13 protein-coding genes are annotated in these 13,129 nt (G+C 66.6%); 8 read left to right on the top strand and 5 right to left on the bottom strand.

Annotation, left to right across the window (positions count from 1 at the left end):
- The first annotated feature begins 52 nt into the window (after positions 1 to 52).
- From B9Y82_RS13430 to B9Y82_RS13420, 3 genes are all read left to right on the top strand, one after another.
- Positions 53 to 238, top strand: a complete 186-nt coding sequence (locus tag B9Y82_RS13430) for a DUF2065 domain-containing protein (RefSeq protein ID WP_005414170.1) — start codon at positions 53 to 55, stop codon at positions 236 to 238.
- Between the two features lie 274 nt (positions 239 to 512).
- A complete protein-coding gene (locus B9Y82_RS13425; protein WP_100473596.1) occupies positions 513 to 1,805 on the top strand; it encodes an adenylosuccinate synthase in 1,293 nt (430 codons plus the stop codon).
- 118 nt (positions 1,806 to 1,923) lie between these two features.
- Positions 1,924 to 2,586, top strand: coding sequence for a hypothetical protein (locus B9Y82_RS13420; RefSeq protein ID WP_100473595.1), 663 nt, complete (start codon positions 1,924 to 1,926; stop codon positions 2,584 to 2,586).
- Here the strand turns inward: B9Y82_RS13420 and B9Y82_RS13415 are convergent.
- Together B9Y82_RS13415 and B9Y82_RS13410 are read right to left on the bottom strand one after the other, a co-directional pair.
- On the bottom strand, positions 2,516 to 3,196 hold the full coding sequence (locus B9Y82_RS13415; protein WP_100473594.1) for a M23 family metallopeptidase: 681 nt from the start codon (positions 3,194 to 3,196) through the stop codon (positions 2,516 to 2,518). The two genes, B9Y82_RS13420 and B9Y82_RS13415, sit on opposite strands and share 71 nt — an antisense overlap.
- Before the next feature lie 4 nt (positions 3,197 to 3,200).
- On the bottom strand, positions 3,201 to 4,163 hold the full coding sequence (locus tag B9Y82_RS13410; protein WP_100475235.1) for a L,D-transpeptidase family protein: 963 nt from the start codon (positions 4,161 to 4,163) through the stop codon (positions 3,201 to 3,203).
- 233 nt (positions 4,164 to 4,396) lie between these two features.
- On the opposite strand from B9Y82_RS13410, the gene B9Y82_RS13405 reads away from it, so the two are divergent.
- Positions 4,397 to 6,520: a methyl-accepting chemotaxis protein gene (locus B9Y82_RS13405; RefSeq protein WP_100473593.1), complete on the top strand. Its 2,124-nt coding sequence runs from the start codon at positions 4,397 to 4,399 to the stop codon at positions 6,518 to 6,520.
- 85 nt (positions 6,521 to 6,605) lie between these two features.
- On the opposite strand, the gene B9Y82_RS13400 is transcribed toward B9Y82_RS13405, so the two are convergent.
- Positions 6,606 to 6,893 carry a hypothetical protein gene (locus B9Y82_RS13400; RefSeq protein WP_100473592.1) on the bottom strand — a complete coding sequence of 96 codons (288 nt, stop codon included), beginning with the start codon at positions 6,891 to 6,893 and terminating at the stop codon, positions 6,606 to 6,608.
- Positions 6,894 to 7,026: 133 nt separating this feature from the next.
- On the opposite strand from B9Y82_RS13400, the gene B9Y82_RS13395 reads away from it, so the two are divergent.
- Complete coding sequence (locus tag B9Y82_RS13395; protein WP_100475234.1) at positions 7,027 to 7,728, top strand: alpha/beta hydrolase; 702 nt, start codon at positions 7,027 to 7,029, stop codon at positions 7,726 to 7,728.
- A 9-nt stretch (positions 7,729 to 7,737) separates the two neighbouring features.
- Here B9Y82_RS13395 and B9Y82_RS13390 read toward each other — a convergent pair whose 3' ends face one another.
- Both B9Y82_RS13390 and B9Y82_RS13385 read right to left on the bottom strand, forming a co-directional pair.
- Positions 7,738 to 8,214: a hypothetical protein gene (locus B9Y82_RS13390; protein WP_100473591.1), complete on the bottom strand. Its 477-nt coding sequence runs from the start codon at positions 8,212 to 8,214 to the stop codon at positions 7,738 to 7,740.
- Positions 8,215 to 8,235: 21 nt separating this feature from the next.
- Positions 8,236 to 10,326: a catalase gene (locus tag B9Y82_RS13385; RefSeq protein ID WP_100473590.1), complete on the bottom strand. Its 2,091-nt coding sequence runs from the start codon at positions 10,324 to 10,326 to the stop codon at positions 8,236 to 8,238.
- Positions 10,327 to 10,440: 114 nt separating this feature from the next.
- Here B9Y82_RS13385 and B9Y82_RS13380 point away from each other — a divergent pair, with 114 nt between their 5' ends.
- From B9Y82_RS13380 to B9Y82_RS13370, 3 genes are all read left to right on the top strand, one after another.
- Entirely contained in the window at positions 10,441 to 11,163 is a 723-nt protein-coding gene (locus B9Y82_RS13380) for an AraC family transcriptional regulator (RefSeq protein WP_014038112.1), read from the top strand.
- An 82-nt stretch (positions 11,164 to 11,245) separates the two neighbouring features.
- On the top strand, positions 11,246 to 12,613 hold the full coding sequence (locus tag B9Y82_RS13375) for an amino acid permease (protein WP_100473589.1): 1,368 nt from the start codon (positions 11,246 to 11,248) through the stop codon (positions 12,611 to 12,613).
- A gap of 103 nt (positions 12,614 to 12,716) precedes the next feature.
- Positions 12,717 to 13,127 (top strand): VOC family protein, encoded by a 411-nt coding sequence (locus B9Y82_RS13370; RefSeq protein WP_005418291.1) that lies wholly within the window; start codon positions 12,717 to 12,719, stop codon positions 13,125 to 13,127.
- The last annotated feature ends 2 nt before the right edge of the window (positions 13,128 to 13,129 follow it).

Below are 13,129 nucleotides of genomic sequence, written 5' to 3'. Positions count from 1 at the left end.
CCCCACGGGGCCCGGCCAGATGCCGGGCCCCGTGCTTTTTCCGGAGTCCCCCATGAAAGATCTGTTCGCCGCCGTCTGCCTGGTGGCGGTGCTGGAAGGCCTGTTCCTGTTCGTCGCCCCGTTCGCCTGGAAACGCATGGCCGAACGCCTGCTGGACCTGCCCAGCCCGGCCCTGCGCAGCTTCGGCGGGCTGGTGCTGCTGGCCGGCCTGAGCCTGCTGTGGTGGGTGCGGCATTAGCAGGGGTCAGATCCCTTTCCGCAGGAAAGGGATCTGACCCCGTTTCGGGCCCCCTGACCGCTGGGTGAAGCCGTCCGTCGGAAAGGTGGCACCCGACCCCGGAAACCCGGATAATGCACAAAAGCCGGACGGGCCTCCCCGTTCGGCTTTTTCCGTGTCTGGGCCTTCCATCGCCGGCTGCTCCCCGTTTGGAGCCGCCCTCCAGGTGCTGGCCAGCCCCGCCACGGTTCAACCGTCCGCGGCCCCGATGGCCGCAACATATGAGGAGCCCGTCATGGGTCAGTCTGTCGTAGTGCTTGGTGCCCAGTGGGGCGATGAAGGCAAGGGCAAGATCGTCGATCTGCTCACTGAGGAAATCGGCGCCGTCGTGCGCTTCCAGGGCGGCCACAATGCCGGCCACACCCTGGTCATCAACGGCAAGAAGACCGTCCTGCACCTGATCCCGTCGGGCATCCTGCGTGACGATGCGCTGTGCCTGATCGGCAACGGCGTGGTGATCTCGCCGGCCGCGCTGCAGAAGGAAATCGCCGAGCTGGAAGCCTCCGGCGTGGAAGTGCGTTCGCGCCTGAAGATCTCCCCGGCCGCGCCGCTGATCATGCCGTACCACATCGCCCTGGACCAGGCGCGCGAGCGCGCTGCCGGTGGCAAGGCGATCGGCACCACCGGCCGTGGCATCGGCCCGGCCTACGAAGACAAGGTGGCGCGTCGCGGCATCCGCATCGCCGACCTGCATTACCCGAAGCAGCTGGAAGAACTGCTGCGCACGGCGCTGGATTACCACAACTTCGTGCTGACCAAGTATCTGAACACCGATGCGGTCGATTTCCAGAAGACCTTCGACGAAGCACTGGCCTTTGGCGAATACGTGCAGCCGATGAAGTCCGACGTGGCCGGCATCCTGCACGACCTGCGCAAGCAGGGTAAGCGCGTGCTGTTCGAAGGCGCGCAGGGTGCGCTGCTGGACATCGACCACGGTACCTACCCGTACGTCACCAGCTCCAACACCACCGTCGGTGGTGCACTGGCCGGTTCCGGCGTCGGCGCCGATTCGATCGACTACGTGCTGGGCATCGCCAAGGCCTACGCCACCCGCGTCGGCGGCGGCCCGTTCCCGACCGAGCTGGACGACGAAGTCGGCCAGGGCATCCGTGACCGCGGCGCCGAGTACGGTGCCTCGACCGGCCGTCCGCGTCGTTGCGGCTGGATGGACATCGTCGCGCTGAAGCGCGCCGTGGCCATCAACGGCATCAGCGGCCTGTGCATCACCAAGCTGGACGTGCTGGATGGCATGGAAAAGCTGAAGGTCTGCATCGCCTACGAATACAACGGCAAGCGCACCGAGTACGCGCCGCTGGACGCGCAGGGCTGGGAAGACTGCACCCCGGTGTACCTGGAGTTCCCGGGTTGGAGCGAGAACACCCACGGCATCACCCAGTGGGATGACCTGCCGCCGGCCGCACGCGCCTACCTGCGTTCGCTGGAAGAGCTGGCCGGCTGCCCGATCAGCATCGTCTCCACCGGCCCGGATCGCGACCACACCATGGTCCTGCAGGATCCGTTCGCCTGAGATGGCACCGGGCCATGCCCGGCGTCCGCTGCAAGAAGGAGCCCCGCAAAAGCGGGGCTTTTTCGTTACTGTTGCTGCGGGGCCGGCGGAGCGGCGAAGCGATGACCAGGATGTCAGCGTGAAGGGCGAGACGGTAGTGCGGGTCACCTTGTGGGTGTTGTGGAGCCTGTGGGGCATCGCCTGCCTGGCGCTCTTGCTGGGTGCAGCCGCCAATGCCCTGGCTTCGCGCACGCAGACGGTGCCGCTGGCGATGAGTCCTGGTGCAACCGCCCAGATCACCGTCTATCGCCTCATCGATGATCGTCTGCGGTTGCGCCTGCGGTATGCCGCAGACGGTACGGAGGCTGACCCCGATGTACTGCTGCGCATCGAAACTCCGACCGCTCATGGAGCCTTCCGCGCAGGGGCGCGTTCGGGCGTGGCCGGGCAGGGCATCAACCGCCCGCTGGCATCGGTTGAGTCCAGCGGCCTCACGGCGTCCTACTTTGGATACGGCCGCGGCGATGCATTGCCACGTGGCCGCTCTTGGCTGCGGGTCACCGTGCTGGAGGTGGACCCGGCATTGGCGGGGCACGCGGCAGACATCGAGCTGCAGCCACCGCTGGATCTGCTGAAGCTGGCCGACCTGGATTACGTCTGGCTGTGGCCGTTCTTCTTCTGGAAGATGGCGGCACTGTTTTTGCTGATTCCAGGGGCTGCGTTGGCTGTCTTCACTTGGGCGTTGCGGCGCTGGCAGCGCCAGGCATCAGTGCTGCCGACTTCAGCAGGGGATAGGGGTTGATCGACTCTCCCTTCCACCACTGCCTTTCCGGCCCCAGCACGTGCACCTCGAAATGCAGGTGCGGCGCGTCGGCACTGGCATTGCCTGTGCTGCCGACATAGCCGATGACGTCCCCGCGCTTGACCACCTGCTTCTCGGCCAGGCCATCGGCATAGCGCTGCAGGTGGGCGTAGTAGTAACACCAGCGCCCGCTGGGCTCGAACTGGTAGATTGTCAGGCCACCGCGCGCGCTGTCGAACAGTTTTTCCACGGTGCCATCGGCCACCGCCAGCACCGGCGTTCCAGCGTCGGCCATGATGTCGATGGCATCGTGCACACGCCCTTCGCTGCGGGCTTCGGTGAAAGTGTCGCGCAGCTGTGAGGCAGCCACGCCCTGTACCGGTAGCAGCAGCCCGGACGGTGCATCCGCAGCCCGCGTGGCCGACGGCGCAGCGATGGCAGGTGGGGCCACTGCGCGTGGCGCGACAGGTTGCTTCACCGGTGCAGCGGCCACCGTCGATGGCGCTGCCGGCAGCGAGGCGGCTACCGGTTCACCCGCATCGCGGCGCAGCCACCAACCTGCACCCAGCCCCAGCAGAACGCCCAGCACGATCAGCTGCGAAAGACGCATCGGCTCACTCCTGCATCACCACGGATACCGAGGTATCCACTGCATCGGCCACACGCAGCGCATCCCAGTTGGTCATGCGCACGCAGCCATGCGATTCAGTCTTGCCGACATGGCCGGGTTCGGGCGTACCGTGCAGGCCATAGTGCGGCTTGGAGAGGTCGATCCAGACGCGGCCGACCGGATTGTTCGGGCCTGGCGGCAGCGTGGCCTTCTTCTCGCCCTTGCGCGCATCCCAGAACAGCTTGGGGTTGTAGTGGAACGGCGGGTCGCGGTAGACGCCGAGTATCTTCCATTCGCCGATCGGAAGCGGGTCATGCTGGCTGCCGGATGACACCGGCACCTGCGCGATCACCTTGCCCTGCGCATCCAGCAGCTGCAGGGTGGAGTCGGATTTGTCGACCACGATCTTCGCGGCCTTCGGCAATGCGCCTGACGCGATGTTGGGTACCTGGATGCGGCTGCCCGCCTTGCTCAGATCCACGCCAGGGTTGAGCAGTTTCAGGAGACCAGGGGAGGCATGGAAACGCTCGCCCAGGGCCTCTTCCACACTGCCGTAGCCCAGCGATTTGAGCTTGGCCTGGGCGGCGGGCCCTTTCGGTGTGGCCTGGAACGGACCGGCAACATCCTGAGCAGTCAGCGTATAGCTGGCCAGCGGCCCGACCGTATCAGCCTGCAGGGCCTTCCAGGTGGCGTCGTCCAGTTCACCCGAGACGGTCAGCCCATGCGCCGCCTGGAAGCCCGACACCGCGCGCCGCTGGTTGCTACCCACCTCGCCATCAATCTGGCCGGGGGAAAAATTCGCGCGATCCAGCAGTACCTGGGCATGCAGCGCGGAGCGCGGGGCGGTGTCCGGTCCGGCCTTTTCGGCGATGGGGACGGGCAAGTTGGCCGGCGGCGCCTGCGCGAAGACCGGCGACGCCAGCAGCGAGATTGCGAGCAAGGTGGATCGGGACACAGATGAGGGCATTGGGATCTCCAGCAGGTACGCCACCACCTTGCACGCAGCCGGCGCCGAGCCACCGTGAAAGGCATCTGATGCCCGCATGAGCAGCCATGGCCATTGCGGCCGGTTCCTGCGGACAGGTGCCGCAGGGCGGACGCTCACCAAGGTGAACAGTGGCCGACGCCGTCGATGGGCAGCGATCAAGATTGCCTGCCGTGTCGCCGATAAGGGCGCATCCCCCCGTTTTGGATACCCCCATGAACTACTTGAGGAACGTCAGGGTTGCCTGGCGTCTTGGGCTGGGCTTTGGCCTGTTGCTGCTGCTGGTTGCTGCCGTGGTGGCCACTGGCGCGACCGCCAGTGTCGTGCAGAAGCGCGCGATGCAGCAGGTGGTCGACGTCAGCGTGGCCAAGGTGCGCCTGCTGTCGCAGATGCTCGATGCCAACAACCAGATGATGGTGGTGCGCCGCGAGATGCTGATCCGCCAGGGTGACGAGCGTGGCCGCGACGAGCAACGCATCGCCGATCTGGTCAAACGCTACGAGGCCAGCTGGACCGCCTACCAGGCCCTGCCCAGTGACGCCGACGGCAAGGCCATCGCCGAAACCATCGCCGCCAAGCGTGCCATCGCGCGCCCGCTCAACAAGCAGACCAGCGAACTGATGGAGCAGGGCGACTACCCGGGCGCCGTGGCGCTGACCCTGGGCCCGGTGCAGGACGCGGCCAACGGCTGGAACAAGGCCCTGTCCGATGGCGTGGACTTCGAAGAGAAGGAAAGCCGCGATGCGGCCGCCGAGGCGATCCGCCTGGGTGAGCGCAGCCTGATGCAGCTGCTGGTGCTGGGCAGCGTCGCGCTGCTGGTCGGCATCGGTGCCTCGGTGATGATCGGCCGCAGCTTGACCGGCCCGCTGGCCCGCGCGGTGAACCTGGCTGAGCGCCTGTCCAAGGGCCAGCTGGACCAGGAGTTCCGCCTGGGCGGTCGTGACGAACTGACCCAGCTGGGTGAAGCCATGGCCAGCGTGCGGCAGAGTGTGCAGGCCGCGATCGGCGCGCAGCTGCAGATGGCCGAGCAGCATGAGGCCGGCGCGATCCGCTATCGCATGGATGCAGGTGCGTTCCCCGGTGACTTCGGCCGCATGGTCCAGGCGACCAACAGCCTGGTCGAGTCACACGTGCAGGTGGAACTGCTGATGGCCGAGGTGATGCAGCGCTACGCCATCGGCGACCTCAGCCGCGACCTGCCGGATTACCCGGGCGAGAAGGGCACGCTGACCCACACCCTGGCGGCAGTGAAGCAGAGCCTGATGGCGATCAACGCGCAGATCGATGAACTGGCCCGCGCCGCGCGCGCCGGCGACTTCAGCATGCGCGGGGATGCCGCTGCGTTCCAGTACCAGTTCAAGGCGATGGTCGAGCACCTCAACGGCATGATGGCCAGTTCGCAGGCCAGCATCGCCGATGTCTCCGACGTGCTGCGCGCGATCTCGCACGGTGACCTGACCGCACGCATGGACGGCGAGTACGACGGTGTGTTCGCCCGCATGCGCGACGACGCCAACACCACCACCGCGCAGCTGACCGGCATCGTGCGGGGCATCCAGGTGGCTGCCGACAGCATCAACAATGCGGCACAGGAACTGGCCGCCGGCAACAACGACCTGTCGCGCCGCACCGAGCAGCAGGCGGCGAACCTGGAAGAGGCCGCTGCATCGATGGAGGAACTGACCTCCACCGTGCGCCAGAATGCCGAACTGGCCCGTCAGGCCGACAGTGAAGCGCATGCCGCCGGTGCCGCGGTGCGCGAGACCGAGCAGGCGATGGCGCAGATGGCGTCGGTGATGGGCGAGATCGACCAGTCGTCGGCACGCATCTCGGAGATCTCCACGGTGATCGACGGCATCGCGTTCCAGACCAACATCCTGGCGCTGAACGCGGCGGTGGAAGCCGCACGTGCCGGTGAGCAGGGCCGCGGTTTTGCCGTGGTCGCCAGCGAAGTGCGCACGCTCGCGCAGCGTGCCGGTGTCGCCGCCAAGGAGATCAAGGAGCTGATCGAAGACGCCGCTGCCAAGGTGAAGAGCGGCCTGGCAGTGACCGTTGAATCCGAAGCCGCGATCGCGCGCGTGGCACAGGCAAGTTCGCGCACGACCCAGCTGATGAGCGACATCGCTGCGGCGAGCAAGGAGCAGGCCGCCGGTATCGAACAGGTCAACCAGGTGGTGGTGCAGATGGACCAGGTGACCCAGCAGAACGCCGCGTTGGTGGAGGAAGCCACCGCCGCCAGCCGCGCGCTGGAAGAACAGGCGCATGCGCTGACCACCTCGGTGTCGGTGTTCAAGGTGGAAGGCGAAGCAGCGTCGGTTGTGCCGCGTCGCGCAGCCTGAGCTGCTGCCAGCGCAGTGACAGGAATACGGCCGCCCTGGGCGGCCGTATTTCAATGGCCGGCGCAGGCAGTGGGAAGCACGTCCATCATTGCTCCAGAACGCTGCCGAGCATGGCCCCCAGTACATACAGCACAGCCAGGGTGGGGGGAATCACCAGAAGGTAGATGGTTGTCCAGCTCTTTCCGGAAAGCCATGCGCCCATGCCGATGGCGTCGAGCGCAACGGTCTGCAGCATCACCGGCAGTTGCATGAAGATGTAGGCGCTCTTGGGATCGCTGTAGGCCTGGGCGTCGTGGACCCACCAGACCGTCAGTGCGAGATAGAGTACGCACATGGCAATGCCGGTCCAGCTGAGCCAGCGTGGCTTGCGCATGCCGCCTTCTCCGTTCCGTCGGGGCCACCAGCGTAGCGCGGCGTTCGCGGCTGTGCACTTCCGAAGGTCGGGCCGACGGGTGAAGCTGCAGGGCAGTGATTGCCACGGGAAGGCATGAAGGATGGTCGACGTGATGAATGCACTGCTGCCGCCGGTCGTGATGCTGCCAGGCCTGGATGGCACCGGCCTGCTGTCGGCACGTTTCGTAGAGGCGATGCAGGCGCACGGCGTGCAGGTGCGGATATTGTCGATGCCCGTGCAGGGGCCACAGGACTACACCACGTTGGCGTCGATCCTGCGCCCGCAGCTTCAGGCATCTCCTTTCGTGCTGCTGGCCGAATCGTTCGCCGGACCACTGGCCATCGAACTGGCGGCGGCCGGGCAGCCTGGATTGCTTGGATTGGTACTGAGTGCGACCTTCGCACGGCGGCCGGTGCCACTGCCTGCGGCGAGCGCCCGGATACTGGCTCCGGCGTGGCCGTTGCCGCCACTCACGTTGATGGCCCGGTTGCTGCTGGGGCGATGGCGGACGCGCGCGAACCAGCGTGAGCTGGGCCTGGCAATCGCGCAGGTACCGGCTGCAACCCTGCGCCAGCGTGCTGCGACAACGCTGCAGGTGGATGTTCGTGCACTGCTGCCGGAACTGGTGGTGCCGACGCTATGCCTGCATGCCCTGCAGGACCGCCTGCTGTGGCCACCCAGCGTGGCCGAGCTGCAGGTGTTGCTGCCCGGCGCCCGGCATGTTTCGCTGGAGGGGCCGCATCTGCTGCTTCAGGCACGCGCTGACGCAGCCGCAGCCGAAGTCGCCGCGTGGATGAGAACGCTGTCGTCCTGATCGGCAGGCTCAGCCGCGCGCGCGGGTACGCGCGGCTTTCTTCGCCGCCACCTTGCGGACGGTCTTCTTCGCCGCACGGGTCTTCGCCGCCTTCTTTGCGGCAGCACTGCGCGAGGCGGCCGAACTCGCCGTCTTGACCGCCGTCTTCTTTGTGGCCTTCCTCGTGGCTGTCTTGCGAGCCGGTGCCTGCTTGGCTGCCGCCTTCTTCGCAGGTGCCTTCTTCGCCGCCGTCGTCCTGGTTGTGGCCTTCTTCGTGGCCGACTTCCTGGCAGGCACCTTCTTGGCAGGCGTCTTGCGGGTCGCCTTCTTCGCACCCTTGCGTGCGCTGCCGCTGCGCTTGCCGCCACCGTCCTGCTTGTTCACGGTGGCCCAGGCAATGCGTTCTGCCGTGCCTTCGCTTGCGCCACGATCACGCTCGCTTTGCTCGATGTGCTCGGCCTGGCGCTTCTGCTTCTCGGTATAGGCGGATTTGTCACCACGGGGCATGACGGTTCTCCTGTCGTGTGGTCAGGCCAGCAGTCGCAGCTTGGGTTCGCGGGCCCACTGGCGGGTGGCGGCCGCCGCCAGGAACCCCTTGACGTCCTCCGCTTCGACGATGCCGGCGTCGTTGCCGACTCTTGCTGCCTTCAGCAGCGCCTGGCCGCCCGTGTCGCTGGCGATGGCCTTCAGGTGAGCCCACGCCTGGCTGGCGAACTCGATGGCGGCACTCTCTTTGGACAACGCCTTCGACGCCTCCAGGCTCAGCACCACGGCTACCGCATCGAACACAGCCGATGGGGTGCCGGCCAATTGTCCATCGGCCGCCTGCAACGTACCGTCGCTGAGCGTGGCGCCGCCCACTTTCGGCGCGACCAGCTTCACGTCCGCACCCGCCTTCCGCGCGGCCTTGCTCAGGCTGGCAATCATGCGGGCGTCAGAACCTTCATCGAACAGGATGCCAATGCAGCGCCCCTGCAGGGTGGGTTTGGTGCGGCCGATCACGCGCACCTCGGGGGCCGGCGGCATGTCGCGTGCCGGGGTGGCGGTGGGCGCCGGGTCGGGCAGGGCAGGCAGCGCCAGTCCATCGGCCACGCGCTGCGCCAATGCGTCATCGATGTTGCGCAGATGGCTGACGGTCCGTACCCGCACCTTCAGCGTTTCCACCTTCGACAGTTCGAACACCAGCGCCGATGCCAGGTGCGCCTGCTCCGGCTTTTCAAGGCTGCGGAAGAACATGCGCGCCTGGCTGTAGTGGTCGGCGAAGCTCTCCGCGCGGGTGCGCCCCTTGCGACCGTCGTCCGCACTGGCGTGGCTGCGGAAGCCGCTCGGGGTCTCGCGCGGTGTGTCGTCCTGCAGCGAGCTGGGATCGTAGGCGACGCGGCCCTTGGGCACCTGCATCTGCATGTGGCCGTCGCGCTGGTGATTGGCGAATGGGCACTTCGGGGCATTCACCGGGATCTGGTGGAAGTTCGGCCCGCCCAGACGCAGCAGCTGGGTGTCCAGGTAGGAGAACAGGCGGCCCTGCAGCAGCGGGTCGTTGCTGAAGTCGATGCCCGGCGGCACATTGGCCGGGCAGAACGCCACCTGCTCGGTCTCGGCGAAGAAGTTGTCCGGCCATCGGTCCAGCACCATGCGCCCGACCACCTGCAACGGCACCAGCGATTCGGGAATGATCTTGGTCGGATCCAGGTGATCGAACGGGAAACTGTCGGCCTGTTCTTCGGTGAACAGCTGCACTGCCAGTTCCCATTCCGGGAAGTCGCCGCGCTGGATGGCCTCGAACAGGTCGCGGCGATGGAAGTCGTTGTCGGCCGACTGCAGTTTCAGCGCTTCGTCCCACACCGTGGACTGGATGCCCAGCTTTGGCCGCCAGTGGAACTTCACGAAGGTCGAGTCACCCGCCTCGTTCAGCAGGCGGAAGCTGTGCACGCCAAAACCCTCGATCATGCGCAGCGAGCGCGGGATGGCGCGATCACTCATCGCCCACATGATCATGTGCATCGATTCGGGCATCAGCGAGATGAAATCCCAGAAAGTGTCGTGGGCGGAGGCGGCCTGAGGAAAGGCACGATCAGGCTCCATCTTCACCGCATGCACGAGGTCCGGGAATTTCATCGCGTCCTGGATGAAGAACACCGGGATGTTGTTGCCGACCAGATCCCAGTTGCCTTCCCGGGTATAGAACTTGACCGCAAAGCCGCGCACGTCGCGCGGGGTATCCACCGAGCCCGCGCCACCGGCCACGGTCGAGAAGCGGGTGAATACTGGCGTCTTCACGCCTACCTCGGTCAGGATGCGTGCACGGCTGTGGGCCGCCAGCGATCGGGTCAACTCGAAGTAGCCATGTGCCGCGCTGCCACGTGCGTGCACGATGCGCTCGGGGATGCGCTCATGGTCGAAGTGGGTGATCTTCTCCCGCAGGATGAAGTCCTCCAGCAGTGTGGGTCCCCGAGGTCCCTGCCGCAGGGAGTTCTGGTTGTCCGCCACCGGGATGCCCTGGTCGGTGGTCATCGCCGGGTGGCTGCCCCCGGCCTGCTGGTGCAGTTCATCGCCATTGCCCCGGCGATCGTTCTCGGTCTGGGCGGTTGCGCGCTTGCCGGTCGGCTTGCTGGCGGCCATGGATGGTGGCTCCGGATCATCAAAGGGAACCACGACACTGGAACCGGACCCGTTAAACCAAGGTCCGGCAAAGGTGAACGTACAGGCAAAAGCAGGCTCGGGTATGCTTGCTACATGCGAGTCGAGCCCGCCGACATCGAAGCCCTGTTCGACGCCATCCCGGATGTGCTGTTCTTCATCAAGGACCGCCAGGGGCGTTATACCCACGTCAACCAGACCATGCTGCGGCGGCTGGGCCTGCGTGCGCGCAAGGACGTGATCGGCCGTACCGCGGCCGAGATCTACCCGACCGGCCTCAGTGCGGACTACGTCGACCAGGATGCCCGCGTGCTGTCCGGCGAGGTGATCGAGAACCTGATGGAGCTGCACCTGTTCGCCAACCGCGAACCGGGCTGGTGCCTGACCTGCAAGCGCCCGCTGGTGGTCGACGGGGCCATCGAGGGCCTGATCGGCATCTCCCGCGACCTGGGGCAGAAGGACAGCCTGGGCACCCAGTACGAGCAGCTGCGGCTGGCGCTGGCCCATCTCAACGCGCACTACGCCGAGAACGTGCGCATGCAGACGCTACTGGACATCACCGGCTTCTCGCTGTCCAAGCTGGAGCGCAGTTTCCGCAAGGTGTTCCAGATGACCCCGCAGCAGGTGCTCACCCGGCTGCGGATCCAGATGGCCATGCACCTGCTGCATGGCGACGACAGCATCGCCTGCATCGGCCAGGCCTGCGGTTTCAGCGACCAGAGTGCCTTTACCCGCAAGTTCAAGGCTGAAACCGGTTTTTCGCCACGCGCCTACCGTGCCCGTATCGGTGGGAACGTCGGCGAGCCGGCGCTGGCCTGAGCCGCCTGCTGCGCTGTGCCTATCCCCGTGGGCACGGGACAGGGTAAGGTGTCGCCCCTGTAGCCCGCCGCCAGCCCCGCCGATGCCCAACTCGATTCCGACCGCTTCGCCGTCCCGCCTCGGACATTCGCTCAAGCCCCGCCAGCTGATCATGATGGGCCTGGGTAGCGCCATCGGTGCCGGCCTGTTCCTCGGCTCGGGCGTGGGTGTGCAGGCCGCAGGCCCGGCGGTGCTGGTGTCGTATCTGGTAGCCGGTGCGCTGGTGATCATCGTGATGAACGCACTGGGCGAGATGGCGGCGGCCAAGCCGACCAGCGGTGCGTTCTCGGTGTACGCCGCCGATGCCATGGGCGCCACGGCCGGCGCCACGGTCGGCTGGCTGTGGTGGGTGCAGCTGGTGATCGTGATCGCCGCCGAAGCGGTGGGCGCCGCCGGGCTGCTGGCTACCGTCTGGCCGGCGATACCGGTACCGATGGCGGCATTGGCCTTCATGCTGTTCTTCACCGCGATCAACCTGCTCGGGGTGAAGAACTTCGGCGAGTTCGAATTCTGGTTCGCCATCCTCAAGGTGGCGGCGATCCTGGCCTTCATCGCCATCGGTGTGGCGCTGCTGATGGGGTGGCTGCCGCAGGTCACCTCGCCAGGCCTGAGCAACTTCACCGAGCACGGCGGATTTGCACCCAAGGGCCTGGCCGGGATCGGCGCGGCGCTGCTGGTTGTCGTTTTTGCCTTTGGCGGAACTGAGATCGTGGCCGTTGCGGCGGCTGAAACCGAAGATCCCGAGCGCAGCATTGCCCGTGCCATCCGCACCGTGGCCTGGCGCATCCTGGTGTTCTACATCGGCTCGCTGAGCGTGATCATCGCCGTGGTGCCGTGGACGAGCGAGGCGCTGAAGTCGCCGTTCGCCGCCGTGCTGGACATCGCCCGCATCCCGGGCGCCGGTACCGCCATCACCCTGATTGCAGTGATCGCGCTGCTGTCGGCGCTCAATGCCAACCTCTACGGAGCCTCGCGCATGATGTATTCGCTGGCGCAGCGCCGCGAAGCCCCGGCCGTGCTTGGCTGGACCGACCCGCGCCAGGTGCCGGTGATCGCCGTGCTGGCCAGCGTGCTGTTCGGCTTTGCCGCCACGGTGATGGAGCTGCTCTTCCCGGACAAAGTGCTGCCGGTGCTGCTGAACATCGTCGGCTCCACCTGCCTGCTGGTGTGGACGCTGTCGCTGGTCTCGCAGCTGGTGCTGCGTAGGCGTGCGGATCGCCTGGGTACCCGCCTGCCATTCCGCATGGCCGGCTTCCCGTGGCTGACCGTGTGTGCGCTGGCGATCCTGGCGCTGATCTTCGGGCTGCTGCTGAGTGAAGCGCATACCCGGCTGCAGTTCCTGTCGATGGTGGCGCTGACTGCCACGATCGCCGCCAGCAGCGCCATCGCACGGCGCATGCGCGAGGCTTGATGGAAGCTGCCGGGTAGCGGCCGGCACTACCACGGGGGCTGCACATCCGCCGTGCCATCCTGATCGCATGGGCCGTCATCGGCCCGTCGAACAGGAGCACCGCATGCTGCGCAGCCGTCCCTTCCTGATGTTCACCGGCCAGGCCGAGGCCGCGCTGGCCCTGTACGCGGAAGCCTTTGCCGACTTCCGCCTGCTGGCCCTGCAACGCCACCCCGAGGGGGCCGGCGCTGGCGTGCCCGGGCAGGTCCGCCAGGCCATCTTCCTGCTCGGTGGCACCCACTACCTGTGCTTCGACAGCCTGGACGTGCACGATTTCACCTTCTCGCCGTCGATCTCGCTGTTCGTCGAGTGTTCCGGCGCCGAGCAGTTCGAACGAGCCGCACGCGTGCTGGGCGAGGGCGGCCATTGGCTGATGCCGGTGGGCGATTACGATTTCAGCAACCGCTACGGCTGGGTGCAGGACCGCTTCGGCGTGTCGTGGCAGTTGAGCCTGGGGCAGATGCCTGACCCGTGATC

Source organism: Stenotrophomonas maltophilia, assembly GCF_002799155.1.
Lineage (GTDB): Bacteria > Pseudomonadota > Gammaproteobacteria > Xanthomonadales > Xanthomonadaceae > Stenotrophomonas > Stenotrophomonas maltophilia_R.
This window is presented reverse-complemented; position numbering and strand designations above follow the sequence as displayed.